Genomic DNA, 20,024 nt, shown 5'->3' on the forward strand with positions numbered 1-20,024 from the left:
TCTTGGGGGCTAATGGAAAAGTCGAATTTACCTAAAATATTCATGCCTAACAGCCCATCTGCGTTGGGTAACGCGTCTGTTGGTAGTACTAAGGCAGAAACTTCTTTAAATCGATAGCCCGCAAAAAGGAAACTAGGGATATGTACCAAAGGCGCATTAATGGTGCCCGACGCGGTATTTACGTCAAAGTTACCAATAAAAGTAAGGCGTCCCAAACCGCCTAAGCGGTTGAATAAGTCAGTGGTGATAGCAGTAGTGCTTGCTCCAGTATCTAACACCATGTCGGCGGTTTGATTGAGTGCTTCAACGTTTACCCGGTACTGATCGCCTTCTCGAAGGAGTGCCACGCGAGTAACGTCCTTAACTAAAAGTTCACTTCTTGCCAATGTCTCGTCTGTAGCAACTTCATTGTCATAGTTTCTTTCTCTATACGCGATATTTCGTATAGCATTGGCGGCGTTATCATCGTAAGCCAAGCTTGCAAGAACATCTTCCATTAAGGTTATTTTTTGCTGTCTAGCATAAGCTTCGGCAAGTTGAAGCGTATAACGTCTGTTATCTGGCACTCGCTGAAACAAAGGTTCATTCAAGCTTGCCACTAAATCCCACTGCCTATTTGCTTTAAGCTCTTTTTGCGCGTTGTCGTATAGGCTAGTAATCCGGCTTTCAACGTTATCTTGCATGTTAGGTGATAATGGTAGTTCAGCTAAATCGTGAAAATAAATAAGCGCTTCGGATAATGGCTGAGTTCTTAGTACCAACTCTGCCTCTAACAGTAAAAGATCTTCATTGTTAGGGAAGCGCTGTAATTCGTAGTTAAGTTGTTGATTGAGAAGTGCGTAGTTACCACTACTTAACAGTTGATGTAATGCATCAATGTTCGTTTCAGATATACCTGCCTCACGGTATGCTCTCGCATTATTGGTTGACGAGATGACCCCCTCGCTATTACCTTCGCCGTCAGTTGACGTCGAGCGCTTTGTACCTTCTGCATTCACAGCATTTTCTTTGTATGTAGCGATTTTTTCATAATCAGACATACTATTAGACGTAGCTATATCTACAGCCTGGTTTAATGACAGCCATAAATAGCCGTTCAGAAATACGGATGCAGTAAGTACCACAACTAAACATGCTAATAGCCCTTTATTCATAATGTAAAACTCCGTTGGGCTTCGCAATTAAAAGTTGGGTTTAATGCATGCATTACCATAAATTTCCTTAAAGGGTTCAGGCAAACGCTTGGGAGCGCCAGTATCTAAACTCACGCAAACAAAAGTGGTTAGTGCTTCAAATACGGTTTTTTGTCTGCGCTCACAAATAAATTGAAAGTGTCGTTTTAGGGTTAGCTTGTTATCACAACTCACAATCCACGTTGCGCATTGTAGATTGTCACCTTCGTGAGAGGGCAGGTGGTAATCAAGTTCATGGCGTTTAATCACCATGGCGCGGTTGAGCGACTGATAGTCAGAAAACTGCAATCCGAGTGAATTTGAATGGGCCCACGCCAATGCTTCTACTTGGGTTAAGTAAGCCACATTATTAACGTGGTTATAGTGATCTAAGTGACTAGCATCTATTTGCCAAGATTTGATAAAGGGCGATTGATATCGCCATGGTAATAAAGACTCTGGCATTCGGTGTAAACTCAGTTGCTACCTTGGTGCGACCGTGTAGAAGACCACATCAGGCTGTTAAATTAGTAGAAACGATAGGAAGCGGGTTATCTTCTGGCAAGGGGACTGACTCATCAAACAACACATGCATCAGTGCTTCTTCTCGTTCAAGTACAGGATGAATAAAGCTTTGCACATCGCCGATGGCTTTAAATGAGTGAAAACCATTTTCTAGTAGTTCGTGCAGCGACAATAGTCCAGCCAGTTTGGCGGGGCGTCTTGATAAGCTAATCAGCATGCCAATCCCCCTAATTTTAATTACATCGCCAAGTTGTTCGCCAAGGTGCGCAATAATATCGAGCTGGCGTTGCCTGTCTGTTTGCCGGCCTGTGTTGCGATAGGCTAGGGCGTAACTATCTCGATTTAATGGCGCTCCTTTGAGTTGATGCACCATTTGCATATCTAAATCGAAAGACAGGGCGTTCAGTGCTAACGCATCGTTCATGGCATTCATGGCTTTGGCGGGAAGCACTTTAGCAAGTTTGGGGATGACCCGAACTAAATCGGCGTCACGCTGGCTGAAATCTTTGGGGCCATACAGTTCATCTACAAAAAACTGCATGGCTTTTTGATATCGCGGTTGTTTGGCTAAATCATCGTGAGACACTAACAAGCGCTCACATTGCCAATGCTGAAGTTCGTGAATATTATCCATAATACTCACTTTATGCGCTAGGTCTCGAAGCGCATTCACTCTATGTATATGCTTAACGATATTCTGTGGCACGCAAATAACATCCTTCCGTAGTGCTTTAATACTAGCTTGACGCAAGCGAGTGGCGCATGCAAGCCGCTAAGCCTATTCCCGCCATATTTTCACTGTTATAATACCCGCCCTTAAATGTATGGCTAACGGGAAACGTCTTTGAATTTTAGTACTTGGTGCAATATAACACGGCTAACTTATTTACTCGCTACTGGAGCTGTACAGCGTGGCGAATAAGATAGACCCTGAAGTACCTGCGCTTATTACTTTGTTTAACAGCACCTTTACCGACTTTAAAACGCAGCTGGTATTAGGTGATGACGAGCCTATTTATCTTCCTGCCAATGAAGATACTCCCTATCATCGTATTGTATTTGCCCACGGCTTCTTTTCCAGCGCGCTGCATGAAATTGCCCACTGGTGTGTGGCGGGTGAGAAGCGTCGTTTACTTGAAGATTACGGTTATTGGTATTGCCCTGATGGGCGAGATGCCAAGCAGCAAGCTGAATTTGAAAGTGTAGAGATTAAGCCGCAAGCTATTGAGTGGGCGTTTACCGAAGCTGCAGGGCGCCAATTTCAAGTGAGTACCGATAATTTAAATGGTGCAGAGCCCGATAGAAAAGGTTTCACTAAAAATGTAGAAGCCCAGTTAGCGTGGTATAAAAACAATGGCTTCCCCCCAAGGGCGGCACGCTTTATCGATGCTTTAAAAAAACACACAGAAATTAACGGGAGCGCAGTAACCCAATGAACAAGCCGGTATTTCGATTAGGTGTGGTAGTTAACCCTTTTGCAGGTATAGGCGGCGCGCTTGCATTAAAAGGCAGTGACGGTGCCGATGTGCGTGAAAAGGCGTTAGCAATGGGCGCTGAAAAAAAAGCTAACGAAAAAATGGCTAAAGCGCTGTCTATAGTAGAGGCCTTGTCAGAACAGTTCACTATCGTTACCGCCGCTGGAGAAATGGGCGAAGACGTGTGTGCATCGTTAGGATTACCCTTTGAGGTGGTGTACAAGAGTGCATCGCAACAAACAGAAGGGGAAGATACCGAGCGTGCTGTACAGGCTTTCCTTAACTGTAATCTTGATGTTATTTTATTTGCTGGTGGCGATGGTACTGCCCGCAATGTGTGTAAAGTTGTGGGTGAAAAAGTGCCGGTGTTAGGTGTGCCGGCGGGATGTAAAATCCACTCGGGCGTGTACTGCGTGACTCCGTCTGCCGCAGGACAGGTCATTAGCCAAATGATCAAGGGCGAAATTGTCAGTGTGATGGAAGGCGAAGTGCGAGATATCGATGAAAACGCATTTCGAACCGGAAAAGTGATAGCAAAACACTATGGCGAGATGCGAGTGCCCGCCGAACTAACCTACGTGCAAGCCGTAAAAATGGGTGGTAAAGAGGACGAGGCGCTAGTCCTCGATGATATTGCCGCTACCATTAGCGAATTAATGGACGACAACCCAGACACCTATTTTGTTATGGGGTCGGGCTCTACCGTTGGCGCGGTTATGGAGTTTCTGGGTTTAGAAAATACCTTACTAGGTGTTGATGTAGTGCTGGATAAAACGCTTGTAGCTAGTGATGTAACTGCATCTGAATTGCTTTCGCTTACCCAAGGAAAGCCAACCCAAGTGGTATTAACCGTTATTGGTGGGCAAGGTCATATTTTGGGGCGTGGAAATCAGCAGCTTAGCCCAGACTTTATCCGCGCTATTGGCAAACAAAATATGCGGGTTGTTGCGACTAAACAGAAGTTACAATCGCTTGGTAATAAACCATTACGATTAGATTCTGGCGATGCTGAGTTAGATGCATCGCTACAAGGTGCGTTCACCATTATTACCGGTTACAAAGACAAGGTTCTTTATAACGCCGAATAGTTTAGAAATTTTAGATTACGTTTAAGAATAGGAGAAATACGTGTTACCTCCGGCTTCAGCCCCCCAACAAGTAGTAAACCAAATTGCAGCGATAGAGGCTGCGTTAGATGATGTGGTTAATCATGGTAGTGACGATGAGCTGTTTACAGCCAGTTACTTACAAGGCCATTTCGCAGTGGTATCTCGTCAGCTAGAAATGCAAAGCAGCGCAACTATGCAGCAACTAGATTCAGATATGGCAGCAAGCTTGCAAGCCGCATTTGATAACAAAGAACTAGAGGGCGAGGATGCTGCCCAGGTTAAGGGCCTTTGGTCACGATTATTCGACCAAGCGCGCAGCTAAGCGGCCAAATGTCGCACAACAAAGCGCGTAACAAGCGCACAATAAAGTGCTATGTATGAAAGCTGGAAACGGAATAATTATCCGGCAAATTACGCCTGAAAGCGGCATGGCCTTGCCGCTTAGGCACCCTCACTTTCTTTCAAGTGTTGGTGTTATTTTAAACCCCCCAGCCACGTTGACTGGCGTTCCTTTTCTAACGTTAGCTAAAAACAATATTTTCCCTCTAAGCGCCAAGTAGCGGAGTAATGCGGCTTACGGCTGTGTTTTATAGGCTTTCTGACATGGCTTGCTTTAGTTCGGCACTTTTCAGCGTTTACCTTTTCTCAGACTTTACGCGCTACATGTCATGCCCCCACAGGTTGTGGTGCGAATATTGCTAATCTTGTTGTTGATAAGAAAAGACAACAAGTGTGACGTAACGCGCTTTTTACAAATGGCTTATTTCTAGGTGAATATATGTTCGGTTTAATTCAACTTGCGAGTTACAAGCGTAGCGCTAGTAACGCACCCAAAATAGCAGGGTACTGCACGGTGCGCTGTACCTTTCGCTGTATCTTGCGCAACACTTCGCGAGCGATTTCTGCCGGATTAATACTTGCCATCATTGGGGGCTGTCAATCGTCGGACGACCCTAAAGCCCAAATGTCACAGTCTGATCCCTTGGCGGTTCCAGCCCTTGGGAATGTTGAATATCACACCTACATTTTAGCCAATGAGCTGTTTGCTGATTTGCGACCTTCTAGGCAAGCGCGCTATGCCGTGGCGGGATTTGTGCCTGTTGATACCATGAAATACAACAAGAATGATCAACATCCATTGATGATGTTAGGGCATCAATTAGAGCAGGGCATGATGACCGAAGCCACAAAACGTGGTTTTACTACTCAAGAATTTAAGCTTTCGAACGATATAATTGTTAATGACGAAAGCGATAGAGTACTTACGCGCAATATCGACCAATTGTCCGATATTGAACGGGTCGACTTCTACATAACGGGTACCTTGGTTTACCAACAGTCTGGGGCTGTGGTTAACGCAAGAATTATCAACGTAAGAAATAAAGACGTGGTGGCGGCAGCTACCCGCTTTTTCCCAGCGGAGATTTTTTGGGAAGAAGAGCGAGTAACGAGCCGTAATGGTCGACTGTACAGAACTGAAGGTGGAAGGTAACGGGATGAACGCACTATTTAAACGCACGGCTAAATGCACGGCATGTATCCTAGCAACATCAACGCTAGCCTTGAGCGGTTGCTCTATGATGTTAGGCGAAGAAGAAGTGGCAGTTGAAGAAACGTCTCGACCGGCCATGAATGTAGTAGATATTATGGCGATAGACCGTCCTTCACCAAAAAAAGAAGACGATGACGAACAGTCAGACGAGCAAGAGGGTATGGATGCGTTTGGCGCTATAGGTCAACCTACACTTTATTCCAGTGTCCAAGGGGCCTATAAAGGACGACCGCTAACTAAGCATATTGGTGATTACGTAAAAAATATGACCCAAGACCTTATCGCAAATATGGAATATGTGAATGAAAAAACGCCTATAGGCGTAACGCATTTCGCGCTTATTGATACCAATCTTCAAGAAACGGATTTGCTGGGTAAGCAAATGGCAGAGTCATTTGTTCACGAACTGCATAAATTTCGTGTGCCCGTTATCGATTTTAAAGCCACAGACTACATTCGTATTACCGACGGTGGCGACTTCGTTCTTAGCCGCGACTATTTAGAATTAAGCAGCAGTTTACCCATAGATTACGTACTTACGGGCACCATGGCTAAACACCAGGGCGGCGTGTTAGTTAACGCCAGAATTTTGGGCATAGAATCTCGCGCGGTAGTGGCGAGTGCACAAATGCTAGTGCCATTTTATGTGGTAGAAGCGCTAATCCCTAGCGACGGTAGCCAAAAGAACGGCATGCGTGATGGCGTAAAATTAAGTAGAGGTTAATCATGAAAAGGCTTATTGCTTTGCTGGCAATGGGGGTAGTCGCTAACCTCACCGCGTGTACCAGTACTGAATCAATCGGCTCTTTTTGGCTAGGTGATGACGGAGAAATTTCTCACTCTGCTGAGCCTGTTCCTGTGCCAAGGGGATCAGGCCTTGAGTACCACCCAGACTCTCGTGACCGTGAATATCAGCAGCACATTGCTGTGGATCCAGGCTACAGAGACCCTTTGCACCAAGGTTTTTCTCCTTCACAAACCCACAAACGCTTAAATGACTACGCATCGCAATTGGCGATGGACTTAATGGATAACGCAACCCGCCTTACACAGCAAGACATGGTGGGGGTGACCAGTTTTGTGCGCTTGAATGAATCTTTAGGTGATAGCACGGTGTTAGGAAATCAACTTTCTGAATACCTTATTGCCGAACTTCAAGAATTTGGGCTAGCCATTGTAGACTTTAAAATGGCTGGTGGCGTGACAGTAACGCCCTTTGGTGATTTTGTATTAAGCCGCAAAGCGAATGCACTGGCCAAGCAAGTGTCGATGGACCATGTAGTGACAGGCACTATTATTGAAGACGACAGGGGCGTTCGCATTAATGCCCGTATTGTCTCAATGCAAAACAAGCAAGTTGTTGCCAGTGCGAACATCTATATTCCCGCGTTCATCGTGACCGATTTAAATAAAGGCTTAACGGCGCAGGTGCCAGTACAATAACGGGTTACGCATCGGTGAGTTTCTAACTGCCGGTGACAATCGAATTTAACAAAAAAGCGCAGTCTGAAGTGGCCCAGTAAAATAGGCGTTCAGCACTGCGCTTTTTTATTGCAGCTTAAAAAATTGCTGCTTAAAAATAGCGATAAAAGCCATCGCTATTCATCAAAGATACTTCGTATACAGTCTCTCACCATAAACCGTGCAGGATGTACCGCCTGACACAAGTCGTTGTTTAACGGCAAAGGCTCATGAGTTAACGTGCTTGCTAATAATTCCGCCATTAAAGGCGCGGTAGTGAGGCCGCGTGACCCTAAGCAGCATAATGTGCTTACTGGAGTTGCTGGCAACGGGGCTGCGGTAGAAAGCGGCTTACCTAACGACAAACCAACATATTGAGTTTTAAGTGCGGAAAAATCTGCAAGCATGCCAGATACAGGTTGATGATCCGGTGAACCTAATCGCGTGGCAGCCCTTGCTTCGCCGTCATGCTCGAGCTGTTGTACAACATCGGTATTCGCCATGGCTTGCTGGTGGGTTTGCAGGTTTTGTTCACTTTCCTGAGCTCGTACTTCAGTAGATAGGTCGTTTTTGATGTAGGTTGAGCCAAGCGCATGTCGGTTATTTAATGCAGGAGTCATATAGCCTTTGTGGCATATCACAGTGGTTAATGCGTTTATGGGCGCTTGAGTGGTAATGGCTTCTACTTGCCCGCGCACGGGGCGCAGCGGTAATGAAGCAAAGGCATTACTGCCCACAGCACCAGCACCTGTGGCCAAAATAAGATGATCAGCAAACAAGGTCTTATTATTTGATGAATCCTTTATGCCCGCCGTTACACTAAACTCCACAGCAAGGTGGTGTGCTTGGGCAAGCGCATCTGATAATGATGTTTTGTCATTGTCATTCAGTACCGTGTGAGAAAGGTACTCATGGTGACATAATACGGTCACATCTGCGTACTGTTTTGCTTGCTCAATTAGCGCTTGCACTAAGTCAGGTGGCGATATCCAGCCCCCTTGCTCTATAAACAGTCCATCATAAGGTAAGGCAATGCTCGCTTTTTCCGATAGCGCCTCAGGGCTTATTGGTTTAATTAACGCTTCGGGCCATACACCATTAGCCTCCAGTTTTTTCTGCCGAACGGCGACCTTCTCGTTAAAGTTAAGCTGCGCAACACCGCAAAAGTCGTGTGCCACAGGCGTTTTTTTCAACGTAGTACTTGGTGGGGTATCTTTATCATCAAGCAAGGTGTGGTAAATATGCGAAGCATACAAAAAGCTATGCGCTTGAATACGGCTGGCAATACTGGCCTCGGAATGAAGCTGAGGGAAAAACCCCCCTTGTGGGTTGCCTGACGCGCCTGAGGCTAAAGCCTCTTGATCATGACATACCGTAACGTTAATGCCGCGCTTAGCTAAAGAAAGTGTCACCGTAGCTGCCGCAAGGCCATTGCCCACCACAATAACGTGGCTTTTAGGTGTAACAGCAGCTTGATTATAACGATAGTAGGGGCCTTCGAAGGCACGCTTTTCAGCTAATGTCGACGCAGCTTCTGTTTCATAAATACCCACCAACATATCGCGTTTTCTACCAAAGCCTTTACGTTTTGATACGGTAAATCCAGCGGCAGCCAACCCGCGCTTTACAAAACCCGCTGCTGTAAAGGTGGCAAAGGTAGCGCCTACTTTCGACAACCGCGCCATTTGCTCAAATAACGTGTCGGCCCACATATCAGGGTTTTTACTTGGGGCGAAGCCATCTAAAAACCATGCATCAATCAGCCCAGCTGTTGGGCTATGCCATTGAGGCAATAAATCGTGTACATCCCCAATCCACAAATCCAACGTGGTATCAAATTCAGCGAAATGACGCCTATGGCAGCCATCTAGCTCCATAGGGTAGCGCGTACTTAATGCGCCAGCTTCTCCTTTCAAAGCGGGAAATGCCAGTAATGCCTTTTCCATATCTGGTTTGGGTAGTGGGAATTTTTCCGTACTTAAAAAGAATAATTGTTTAAGCGGGTGGCTGGGATTGGCGTTTCTAAAGTGTTTAAACGCTTGCATGGCAACCAGAAAGTTAAGCCCAGTGCCAAAGCCGGTTTCAGCAATCACAAAGCTAGGGTTGCTATGTGCCTGCCAGCGTTCAACAATGCTATTTCCACCCATAAATACATATTGGGTTTCATTAATGCCACTGTCATTGGAAAAGTATACGTCGCCAAAATGGTCGGCGACAGGCGTGCCGTTTTCATTGAAATGCACGCTTGCTTGTTGAGATTTCACCGGTGTAATTTAACTCTTTATGCAGTTGATAACTAACTATTCAGAGACAGTCTGATTGCGACCTTGTTCTTTGGCTTTATACAGTCTCTCGTCGGCGACCTTGTAAATTTGAGACAACGCGTCACCATTTTCAGGCCAGCGGGCCACGCCGATACTTACGGTCATTTTCGCATCAAAGCCTTCTGCGCTTAACGTGTGTTCAACTGAATGCCGTAAGCGCTCTGCAATGCTATGAGCCTGAGAAGGCGTAACATCAGGTACAAGTAAACAAAACTCTTCGCCGCCGAATCGAAAAGCGCAATCGTTTCGTCTGCGCATACTATTGATAATTCGTGATACGTCAACCAGTACTGCATCTCCTACGCCATGGCCATATCTATCGTTTACCTTCTTGAAATGGTCAAGATCGACTAACACCATAGAGACAGATTTTTGTTTTTCGGGCAAGGTTTCGCAGAGCATGTCGAAAATTGAGCCTAGAAGCAAGCGGTTGTTCAGCCCTGTGAGCGGGTCTAATGAGGCCATTTCCTGCAAACGTTTGACGGTCTCTGCCCGTTTTCGTTCATAGGTATAAGATAACGCCCAAATAGCCGTAAGCGTTAAGGCAATATTGACAATGGCAATGACGGGTGTGTCGGGATTATGCACAATATGTCGGTAGGTCAAGATGCCGCAGCCTGATAATACATATATTACAGAGTAAATCGTGCCTAATTTAGTACCCAACAGCAAATAGGATAGAACTGGAACAATGAATAACCAGCTGTACAGCGCCGAGGTAAATGAAGCAGTTAAAATGCCAATAAGAATGACGGTGTACAGGGCGAATAGAAAGAGGGAGGACCATAACTTCAAGTTCGATGTCTTTTTGTGAACCGCTAAAATAGCGAGGGAAAGAACAACAACCAGTAACTCAACAAAGGCTAATACCCTGTGGCCTACTATCCAATTATTGATAGTAAAAATGACACCTGCAACAATGATAACAAGTAGAACAACTCTTAATACCGTACGACGAAATTCGAGTTCGTTGCCCCAAAAGTTAGAAGTGGCCATGGTGATGTGTATTCCCTTACAAATTTGACTAAAGATTTTTATCTTTCAAGAACTGCACATAGTAGAGGGCGCAGGAGCATAGTGACACGACACAATGTTATCTGAATTGATTCAAGGTGTTTATCTTAATTGTTAAAGATAGACGAATGGATAAGAGATGTGACCAGTTTGATAAAATTAAATAATGATATCAATCATCATCAACGCATTTGCCTTGCCGATAAAGCCAAGGAATTGTTTTGATAATTAAGTGAAGCTTTTGTGAACTTGCTATTTTCTTCTAGTATTTGAATGTGCCTTTCATGATACATTGCATGAAGCAATTCACGTGGCGCAAAAATAATTAAAGCAAATGCATCAGGATGCGGTTAAAAAGTGAAGTGCTAGGTCTTAAGTTGCAAAGCAGACCACTTTACCAATCAAAATCGTTACCATAGCCGCATCAACGCAAAGGGTAAACTATGAGAAGAGCAGTTATCACCGGTCTTGGAATTGTTTCAAGCATCGGCGTCAATAAACAAGATGTACTTGCTTCACTAAAAGCAGGTAAGTCAGGTATTACACACTCTGAGCAGTTCGCTGAGATGGGCCTAAGAAGCCAAGTGTGGGGTAATATCGATATCGACCTTAAAGAGCACATCGACCGCAAAGCTATGCGGTTTATGGGTGATGCAGCGGCCTATGCTTATGTTGCAATGCAACAAGCCATTGAAGATTCAGGCCTTGAAGATAGCGACATTTCAAACGATCGCACCGGCATCATTGCTGGCTCTGGCGGCGCGTCTTCTGAAAACCAAGTACTTTCGGCAGACATCCTGCGTGAAAAAGGCGTAAAACGTGTGGGCCCTTATATGGTGCCACGTTGTATGGCGTCTACGGTTTCAGCGTGTCTTGCTACGCCATTTAAAATTCGTGGTGTGAACTATTCAATCGCATCAGCGTGTGCCACCAGTGCGCATTGTATTGGTAACGCCATGGAGCTTATTCAACTGGGTAAGCAAGACGTTGTATTTGCAGGTGGCGGTGAAGAATTGCACTGGGCACTGTCAAGTCAGTTCGACGCCATGGGCGCACTGAGTTCTAAATATAACGACAACCCTTCAGTAGCATCACGTACTTATGATGCAGCCCGCGATGGCTTTGTTAGTTCAGGCGGTGGCGGTATGGTTGTTGTGGAAGAGCTTGAGCACGCATTAGCCCGTGGCGCAAAAATCTACGGTGAAGTGGTTGGCTACGGCGCAACTTCTGATGGCTTCGACATGGTAGCACCATCAGGCGAAGGCGCAATCCGTTGTATGAAAATGGCTATGCAGAATGTGTCTGCACCCATCGACTACTTGAACACCCACGGTACTTCAACACCAGTAGGTGATGTAAAAGAACTGGCGGCTATTCAGGAAGTATTCGGCCAATCTGGTGTGCCAATTAGTGCAACAAAGTCACTAACAGGTCATGCGTTAGGTGCAGCTGGCGTTAACGAAGCTATTTACAGCTTATTAATGATGGAAAATAACTTTATTGCACCATCAATCAATATTGACACATTAGATGACGCAGCTGATGGTCTCGACATTGTGACACAAGCACGTGAAGCAACGTTGAACACGGTGATGTCTAACAGTTTTGGTTTTGGCGGCACTAACGCAACGTTGGTGATGCAACGTTACCAAGGTTAATAAAGCAATTAGTTAACTGGTTTGAATTAGCGTCGACAGTCGGCTTTAAAACAAACCTGATACTAGACTACTTAACAGCAGCTTACGTTCAGCCGTTAATTTTAAAGGCTCGATGATGGTAATTTAGGTTACTGACATCGGGCCTTTTTGCTTCCAGAGATTTATTCGTACCTTTTAATAAGCCAGCAGAAGTACGTCAAACTCACTCTTTATCTTTTAAAAGAGCAAACAGAGCACTTGGTCGACTAATCGTTATTTTCCCATAATGTAAATGCAGTAATCCTTGGTTTTGTAAATCGCCTAAGAGCTGATTTACGGTTTGTCGGCTGCTATTTATCATTTGCGCTAAAGATTCTTGCGACAAGGTTAAGGTAATGGCACTGTCTTGCGGTAAATGCTGACCATAACTGGTGGTTAGCATGAGCAAGCGCTTAATTAGCTGGTGTTGTAAGTTTAGCCCTGCGCTGGAATCAATAAATTGAAATGCACTTCTTACTCGTGAACAAAGCAGGCGGGCAAAGTGTGGATAAAGCTCGGGATGTGCTTTTAACACTGCGTTAAACGCGACTTTGGGAATAACGGCAATAACGGTATCGATTTCACACACACTGTTATGAGTGCGGGGTAAATCATCGAATAAGGATATTTCACCAAACCACGTACCCGGGCCCAGCAAGGCAAATAGCATTTCTTTCCCGTTTTCCCCTATGTTCAATACCCGCAGGCGGCCTTCGCACAGGCCATAAAAGCCAATTCCCTCTTCACCTTTTGCATGCAATTGTTGGCCTGCCTTTAAATGGCGAATACGCACTTTATCGAGCAAGGCACTTTGTAAGTTTTCAGGGAGTGAAGAAAACCACATCGAGCTGGTTAAAACTGAAGTGTATTGTTGGTTTAACATTTTCATTACAGTGTCGTTTATCCGACAGTTTAGCCTGTAATTTAGGCGTAAGGTAGCAAAAAATGTAGGAGATCTATGATGAGTTCAAAAGTAAAAGCACAAGTGAGTGAGCAAGAGTGGCAAACCCGTGTGGATTTAGCCGCCTGTTATCGCGCAGTGGCCATGTATGGCTGGGACGATTTAATATTTACCCATATTTCGGCACGGGTGCCGGGGCCCGAACACCATTTTTTAATAAACCCATATGGCATGATGTTCGATGAAGTTACTGCATCAAGTTTGGTGAAAGTAGACTTACATGGTAACAAGGTGATGGAAAGTGAGTACGACATCAACCCTGCGGGCTTTACTATTCACAGTGCGGTACACGAAGCCAGAGACAATGCGAAGTGCGTTATGCATTTGCATACTACCGAAGGGGTAGCGCTTTCAGTATTAGAGGAAGGATTGCAAGCGTATTCACAGCAGTCTTTGTTCCCGTTAGCGTCGCTGTCTTACCATGCCTATGAAGGGGTAGCCTTGAACCCTGATGAGAAAGCGCGACTAGTTCGTGATTTAGGTGATACGCAATTTATGATATTGCGAAATCACGGGCTGCTTACCTGTGCCGATAACATTCCTGATGCGTTTTTATTTATGTTCATCTTTCAGCGAGCCTGCGAAATTCAGTTAAAAGCGCAAGCCACAGGCCAGAAGTTAATCCCTATTCATTCTGCTATTTTACAAGGGATCCGTGCCCAAGCGTCTGAGGTAACGAAGCAAGCGGGTGGAAGCCTAGCGTGGCCAGGAATTAAACGGCGGGTTGCTCGTCGATTCCCTGGTTTCGATGAATAAGCGCTAAATTAGACTAAAAAACTGTATTGATTCATGGTGCTCAAGGTTACTAATCCGAAGGATTGAGGTAGACTTAGCACCATGAAAATACTCTTTGAAGACACTATCCCTTTAGGTCGTGAATACTTCAGCGGCTTAGGCGATGTTAGCAGTTATGCATGGCAAACCCTTACTCCGGAAGATATCAAAAACGTAGATATCTTGGCTGTGCGTTCCACTACCAAAGTCAATGAAGCCTTGCTTAGCCAAGCTTCACAACTCCAGTTCGTTACCACTGCTACCTCTGGCACTAACCACATGGATAAAACCTGGCTTAATAGTCAGGGGATCAGCTGGAATTCCGCGGGCGGTTGTAACGCCGTTGCCGTGGCCGAATATGTGCTAAGCGCATTATTTTTGGCTGACCGTGCAGGTAAAATAGACATTAATGCTATTACCGTTGGTATTGTGGGGGCAGGGCATGTAGGCACTGCGTTGGCTAAACGATTAGCGGCATTGAACATTGAATATAAGTTGTGCGATCCCCCATTAAATGAGTCGGGTGACCCACGTAGTTTCGTTGATTTTGAAGATATTATCGATTGTGATGTCATCACGCTTCATGTGCCTTATGTGAATACAGGCCGCCACACCACAGGTAAGTTGATTAATGCTGATGTGCTAGGGCAGCTAGGTAGCAATAAGCTGCTAATTAATGCATGTCGCGGTGAGGTGATTGATGAACTGGCCTTGTTAAATAGGCTTAAACAACCCAACGCGCCCACAGTAGTGTTAGATGTTTTTGAAAATGAGCCCGCCATTAATCCTGAACTATTACAATACTGTTGGTTGATGACACCTCATATTGCTGGGCATTCAGTTGAGGGTAAAGTGCGTGGTACCCAGTATGTTTACGAACAAATATGTAACTTATTGAAAGAACCAAACACGAAAACTCTCGGCGACTATTTGTCTGCTGTCGAACCCATTAAAGTAGAATTGGCATCTGCGACAGCTTCTGCATTATCGAAACAAGATTTGATAGGATTAATGCTACAGGTTTATAACTTGCGTGTTGATGATGAAGCGTTTCGTGAAAAGTTAGGGGAAGCGTTGAAAAGACAGCAAAATGAAAGTGCGCAAAGCGAAGAAATTAGTGCCAGCATTAGCCACACCTTTGCTACTATGCGCAAAAGCTATCGAATAAGACGGGAATGCAGTGCATACACGCTGATATTGCCCAGTCACACATCAGATGGAATTAAACAGCAATTGAAAGGGTTAGGTTTTTTGTTGCAAGCCTAGCTTGCCAGCCTAACGTCTTTTATTTTTAAGCAATACTATTTACAGGAGAAACAACACTTATGTCACAAGCCTTTGACGTTGCCGTATTAGGCGCGACCGGTCTAGTTGGGCAAACTATGATAGAACTACTGGCAGAGCGTGGCTTTCCAGTAAATCGTTTATATCCACTAGCCAGCAAACGTTCAGCGGGAACCAGTATTAGCTTCAAGGGCGAAGATGTAGAAGTGTTGGATGCAGATACTTTCGATTGGTCGTTGGTACAGTTTGGCTTCTTTTCAGCGGGCGGCAGCATTTCTGCGGAATTCGCGCCACGTGCTGCTGATGCAGGCTGTATTGTTATTGATAACACATCTGAATTTAGGTACGAGCCAGACATTCCGCTTGTCGTGCCAGAAGTTAATGCTCATGTATTAGCTGACTTTCGTAACAGAAACATTATTGCCAATCCTAACTGTTCAACCATTCAAATGATGGTGGCGCTAAAGCCGATACACGATGCTGTAGGTATTGACCGTATTAACGTCAGTACGTATCAGTCTGTATCGGGAGCAGGAAAAGAAGCGATGGAAGAGCTGGTGAAACAAACTGCTAGCCTGTTAAATGCGCGAGAGCTTGAGACTAAAGCGTTTAGCCGTCAAATCGCCTTTAACGTTATTCCGCAGATTGATGCGTTTCAAGATAATGACTACACCAAAGAAGAAATGAAAATGGTGTGGGAAACACAAAAAATTATGGGTGATGACAGCATCTTGGTTAATGCGACCGCAGTAAGAGTGCCAGTGTTCTATGGTCACGGTGAAGCCATTCACTTAGAAACTCGCGCGCCAATAGATGCTGAACAGGTTAAACAATTACTTGCCGATGCCCCAGGCGTTAAAGTTTATGATGCTGCCGACGAGTTTCCTACTCAGGTAAGCAGTGCTAGTGGCAATGATATGGTTCACGTTGGACGTATTCGAAACGATATTACCCATCCCTGTGGTCTTAACCTTTGGGTTGTGTCAGACAATATCCGTAAAGGTGCGGCAACAAACAGTATTCAAATTGCTGAAACCCTAATTCGCGATTACCTGTAATCATAGGGTAAGTAAGCAAAGCCTCAAATAGGGCATATGACATTGATTTCGCCGAGTAAGTAAACATTTTGCTTACTCGGCCGATAAGCAGTTATATCGATATTCAACAAATAGATACCGAAAACAGAAGGGCTAACTAGATTGCCATTAATAACTGGTTTATAGTTTCCTAAACCAGATTGGAAATACCACCGGCCTTAGTGATGTTGTCGATACATCAATAAAGGTAAAAAATAGCGGTAAGCAATGTAGAAAATCTGTATTGATAGAGCATTTTCATTCGTGCGCACGCGCTATCAAATGATAAGAATAAAAAGCTGGACCGGTTTGCAGCATTTAAGCGCAAATGAAAAGAGGTTTAGCTACGAATCTCCACCATGATATTTGGTGGTGTTGACGCTTGAGGGCATATAGGATTGCTATGAAATTGCATTTGACGGGCTTAGTTTTACTTACTTTATGTTTACTAGCCCCCCACAATAATGTCGATGCACAGGAACGCGCTACCCTGCTGAAAGGGCCCAAGAACGCGACCAGTCAGTATTCTGGATTAGAATACGGCCCCATTGATTCTCAAGATACCCTTTGGCGTATAGCTGAGCGTTATCGTCAAAATAATAACCTGTCGGTTTATCAGGTTATGTCCGCTATTTATGAGCTGAACCCCAATGCGTTTGAACAGCAAAACTTAAATTTACTGGTTGATGGTTCAATACTGAAGTTGCCATCAGAACGGTATATTTCTCGTATTGATGCAAGACAAGCACAAATTCGAGCAGAAAATGACGAGCGAACCTTCGCTGAGTTGCTAAACAAACCTGGTAGCAGCGTACGAAATATTAAACCGCCTGCGCCTTTGGTGAATCAAAACGATTTAAGCCAAACTCAATCCAATATAGAACAAAAAATTACGCGTTTAGATCAAGAGCAAACCCGTCAGTTTGATGAACTTCGGATGCAATTTGCTGCGTCTTTAGAAAACGTGGAAGCCTTGTTAAATGAAAATCGCAAACTGTATGAGCGGGTAGACGAGGTTAATGGTGAACTTCAAGAGCTTCGTAATCAGGTTGAAGGCGATGTTAAAACACAGATAGATACGCAAGTGGCGCTGCAACAAGAGCTGCTCGATATGATGAAAGCCGAGCAAATGCAGCGAGAAGCAGAAAAACAAAAGTCGATGTGGAGTTCGCTTTCTAGCCCAATGCTTCTCATTATAGGCTCCGGCATTATTACCTTATTATTGGTCGGCGGGCTAATTGCGTGGTTGTTGAAACGCAAACCAGCTGAAGCTGCAGAAGCACCAGAAGTACCAGAAATCTCTGATGATGTGCCTGTACCAGATACTGACATGGCTGACTTGGCCAGTGCACTAGAGCCAGATCTTGGCGATAGCATGGAGCTGACGGATGACGATCTGTTCAACGACGACGACTTGCTTGATGATGTGCTTACGTCTGAATTAGAAGAAAGCCTTGATGATGACTTAGAAACCTTCGGCGACCTAGACGATGACATGTTGGTGCCTGAAGACGATACCGATGACTTATTTGAGTCGGGCAGTGATGAGCTTGACCAGAATGAGCTAGACAGTTTGTTCGATGATGATGATTTGTCTGATAAGCTCAGTGAAGATGGAGATAGCAGTTTAGAAGGGTTTGATTTATCTGGTGATGACGATGACGACGTAGCTAACTTTGACGAATCGCTTGATACAGATCTTGGTGAAGATTTAGACGAAGCACAAGACGAAACCGATATTGAAGAAGCGCCAGATGCGTCTGAACCCGACGCCTTAGATGACGACTTTGATATTGATGATATTTTAGATGGCGCAATGGCAGAAGCTGAAACGAGTGATTCTGTTGACGACATTTTTGAAGCAGCACAGTCTGCATCGAATGAAAGTGAAGAAGATACTGACACCTTACCCAGTGTTGATGACGAAGACGAAACGCCTGAGATCAGCATTGATGATTTGCTTGAACAAAATGCACCAGAACCTACGCTGCTTGACGAGCTAGACAGTAAAGATGAGCTTATTAACGAAGAAATGATTGATAAGCTTGATGATGAAATTAATCAGCAGAATCAAGAACTCGATCGTATTACCGATGATTTGCTTAACGAGATTGAGCAAATTGAAATGATGGGTGGCCTTGACGAAGGTGACGAAGACAGCGAAAGCGAAGAGGATACAATAGAATCTGTTGCTTCAGCTCCTTCACCACAAGCCATTCAAAGCCTAGACAGTATTACCGATGACCTAGACGAAATTGATGTTGAAGACATGGAGAATGCTGATGATTTCTCTGATCCTTTGTCGGATAACTTAATTTCTGAATTGCAGGCTGAAAGTGAAGAAGCGTTGGGATTCGATGAAAATGCATCTGACGAAGAGCTGGCTCCTGAAGTAGATGAATCTGCAGATGATGATTTTTCTGACCCTTTCACAGATGACTTGCTGGCCGAGCTTGAAGCTGACATTGAATCGGATGATGACGATGTAGACCCCGAATCAGCAGACGCTCAGATAGATGGTGAATCAGACAATGATAATGCTGATTTTGACGACCCATTAACAGACGATTTAATTGCCGAGCTTGAAGCGGGAATCGACTCTGAAGATGAAACTCAGCCTGCCTTTGACGAAAATGGCGATTTTGATGACCCACTTACTGATGATTTATTAGCAGAGCTAGAAGCTGAAAATCAACCAGATGACGCGTTTGAAAACGATTCAGAAGAAACCTCTGAGGCTACTGAAGCACCAGAAGTTGACGATGACTTTGACGATCCACTTACTGATGATTTACTCGCTGAGCTAGAAGCAGATATTGATTCCCATGAAGGTACTGATTCCGGCGATGCGCTTGCAGATGAGCTTCTTGCTGAGCTTGAAGCTGATATCGACAGTGATATTGAACAGACTCAGCCCGATGCGCCGCTAGGCAGTGATGAAACACTATCTCGTGACGACCTGAGCGATGAAACTGATGTTCCTCAAGAAGCTCCCGAAATCGATGCGCTTGAGAATGGCCCCACCGAAAATGAAGTCTTAGAGGCCGAAAGCACAGACAGTGAAATCGAGCAGCAAGAAACATCAGATTTTGACGAAGCTGACCAAGATGTTGCTGACGAATTATCTATTGATGAAGCACTAGCTGAAGATGATTCTAGTGATGAAGAACTTGAGGCCGATGCGCTAGCGCCAGAGCCCGAAGAATTAGCATTAGACAATGAAGATGAAGCAGCTTCCCATGACGAGCTTGTTGAAGAGTTATTCGCTGATGAAGAGCACGGTGAAGAAGTACCCGCCGAAGACGAGCTTGCTGAAGGTGAGTCAGAAACAGACGCAACAGATTTAAGCAATGATGAACCGTTAGACGAACTTGAATCTTTAGGTTCCGCTGAGCAAGTCATTGATGATCCAGAAGCAGAAATACAAGATATAGCCTCGTTAGAAGAAGCCGAGTCACAAGATGACATTGACGGGTTTAACGAAGACGAAGTATTAGATGAAGCACCGCCAGCTGAAGCTCAACTAGACTTTGATGGTGATGATGACAGGGACGATGCTCTCGAGTCTGCTGAACCCGAAAATGTAGAAGTAGACGTAGACGGTGCCCACAGCGACGAAGA

The 20,024-nt window shown here is 44.8% G+C and carries 18 protein-coding genes; 12 read left to right on the forward strand and 6 right to left on the reverse strand.

Annotation, left to right across the window (positions count from 1 at the left end; translation table 11 throughout):
• From AAC006_RS20320 to AAC006_RS20330, 3 genes are all read right to left on the reverse strand, one after another.
• The coding region (locus tag AAC006_RS20320; protein ID WP_339892376.1) for a retropepsin-like aspartic protease at positions 1-1,154 on the reverse strand (1,154 nt) is incomplete at its 3' end.
• Positions 1,155-1,181: 27 nt separating this feature from the next.
• Positions 1,182-1,637 carry a thioesterase family protein gene (locus AAC006_RS20325; RefSeq protein ID WP_126871441.1) on the reverse strand — a complete coding sequence of 152 codons (456 nt, stop codon included), beginning with the start codon at positions 1,635-1,637 and terminating at the stop codon, positions 1,182-1,184.
• 49 nt (positions 1,638-1,686) lie between these two features.
• Complete coding sequence (locus AAC006_RS20330; protein WP_126871442.1) at positions 1,687-2,403, reverse strand: hypothetical protein; 717 nt, start codon at positions 2,401-2,403, stop codon at positions 1,687-1,689.
• A 178-nt stretch (positions 2,404-2,581) separates the two neighbouring features.
• Here AAC006_RS20330 and AAC006_RS20335 point away from each other — a divergent pair, with 178 nt between their 5' ends.
• The 7 genes from AAC006_RS20335 (at position 2,582) to AAC006_RS20365 (ending at position 7,276) form a co-directional block, all read left to right on the forward strand.
• The gene (locus tag AAC006_RS20335) at positions 2,582-3,133 is read left to right on the forward strand and encodes an elongation factor P hydroxylase (protein WP_312847912.1); all 552 of its coding nucleotides are present in this window, start codon (positions 2,582-2,584) and stop codon (positions 3,131-3,133) included.
• Positions 3,130-4,260: an ATP-NAD kinase family protein gene (locus AAC006_RS20340; protein WP_013783488.1), complete on the forward strand. Its 1,131-nt coding sequence runs from the start codon at positions 3,130-3,132 to the stop codon at positions 4,258-4,260. The genes AAC006_RS20335 and AAC006_RS20340 overlap by 4 nt, the downstream gene beginning before the upstream one ends.
• Before the next feature lie 40 nt (positions 4,261-4,300).
• Complete coding sequence (locus AAC006_RS20345; protein WP_126871444.1) at positions 4,301-4,603, forward strand: YfcL family protein; 303 nt, start codon at positions 4,301-4,303, stop codon at positions 4,601-4,603.
• Between the two features lie 55 nt (positions 4,604-4,658).
• A complete protein-coding gene (locus tag AAC006_RS20350) occupies positions 4,659-4,841 on the forward strand; it encodes a hypothetical protein (RefSeq protein WP_126871445.1) in 183 nt (60 codons plus the stop codon).
• A 218-nt stretch (positions 4,842-5,059) separates the two neighbouring features.
• Positions 5,060-5,773: a FlgO family outer membrane protein gene (locus AAC006_RS20355; RefSeq protein WP_126871446.1), complete on the forward strand. Its 714-nt coding sequence runs from the start codon at positions 5,060-5,062 to the stop codon at positions 5,771-5,773.
• Between the two features lie 4 nt (positions 5,774-5,777).
• Positions 5,778-6,557, forward strand: coding sequence for a FlgO family outer membrane protein (locus tag AAC006_RS20360; protein ID WP_126871447.1), 780 nt, complete (start codon positions 5,778-5,780; stop codon positions 6,555-6,557).
• Between the two features lie 2 nt (positions 6,558-6,559).
• A complete protein-coding gene (locus AAC006_RS20365) occupies positions 6,560-7,276 on the forward strand; it encodes a FlgO family outer membrane protein (RefSeq protein WP_013783492.1) in 717 nt (238 codons plus the stop codon).
• 155 nt (positions 7,277-7,431) lie between these two features.
• Here AAC006_RS20365 and mnmC read toward each other — a convergent pair whose 3' ends face one another.
• Both mnmC and AAC006_RS20375 read right to left on the reverse strand, forming a co-directional pair.
• Positions 7,432-9,558: a bifunctional tRNA (5-methylaminomethyl-2-thiouridine)(34)-methyltransferase MnmD/FAD-dependent 5-carboxymethylaminomethyl-2-thiouridine(34) oxidoreductase MnmC gene (gene mnmC, locus AAC006_RS20370; protein WP_208805804.1), complete on the reverse strand. Its 2,127-nt coding sequence runs from the start codon at positions 9,556-9,558 to the stop codon at positions 7,432-7,434.
• Positions 9,559-9,594: 36 nt separating this feature from the next.
• Positions 9,595-10,614: a GGDEF domain-containing protein gene (locus AAC006_RS20375; protein WP_339892378.1), complete on the reverse strand. Its 1,020-nt coding sequence runs from the start codon at positions 10,612-10,614 to the stop codon at positions 9,595-9,597.
• A 461-nt stretch (positions 10,615-11,075) separates the two neighbouring features.
• On the opposite strand from AAC006_RS20375, the gene fabB reads away from it, so the two are divergent.
• Positions 11,076-12,290, forward strand: coding sequence for a beta-ketoacyl-ACP synthase I (fabB, locus tag AAC006_RS20380; protein ID WP_288389186.1), 1,215 nt, complete (start codon positions 11,076-11,078; stop codon positions 12,288-12,290).
• Positions 12,291-12,492: 202 nt separating this feature from the next.
• Here fabB and AAC006_RS20385 read toward each other — a convergent pair whose 3' ends face one another.
• Positions 12,493-13,197, reverse strand: coding sequence for a Crp/Fnr family transcriptional regulator (locus tag AAC006_RS20385; RefSeq protein WP_013783496.1), 705 nt, complete (start codon positions 13,195-13,197; stop codon positions 12,493-12,495).
• Positions 13,198-13,269: 72 nt separating this feature from the next.
• Between AAC006_RS20385 and AAC006_RS20390 the strand changes: the two genes are divergently transcribed.
• The 4 genes from AAC006_RS20390 to AAC006_RS20405 form a co-directional block, all read left to right on the forward strand.
• The gene (locus AAC006_RS20390) at positions 13,270-14,025 is read left to right on the forward strand and encodes a class II aldolase/adducin family protein (RefSeq protein WP_013783497.1); all 756 of its coding nucleotides are present in this window, start codon (positions 13,270-13,272) and stop codon (positions 14,023-14,025) included.
• Positions 14,026-14,106: 81 nt separating this feature from the next.
• Complete coding sequence (locus AAC006_RS20395; RefSeq protein WP_013783498.1) at positions 14,107-15,309, forward strand: 4-phosphoerythronate dehydrogenase; 1,203 nt, start codon at positions 14,107-14,109, stop codon at positions 15,307-15,309.
• Positions 15,310-15,368: 59 nt separating this feature from the next.
• Entirely contained in the window at positions 15,369-16,385 is a 1,017-nt protein-coding gene (locus AAC006_RS20400) for an aspartate-semialdehyde dehydrogenase (RefSeq protein WP_013783499.1), read from the forward strand.
• A gap of 421 nt (positions 16,386-16,806) precedes the next feature.
• On the forward strand, positions 16,807-20,024 hold a 3,218-nt coding region (locus AAC006_RS20405), incomplete at its 3' end, for a FimV/HubP family polar landmark protein (RefSeq protein WP_339892380.1).

The organism is uncultured Alteromonas sp., from assembly GCF_963976965.1.
Taxonomy (GTDB): Bacteria; Pseudomonadota; Gammaproteobacteria; order Enterobacterales; family Alteromonadaceae; genus Alteromonas; species Alteromonas naphthalenivorans.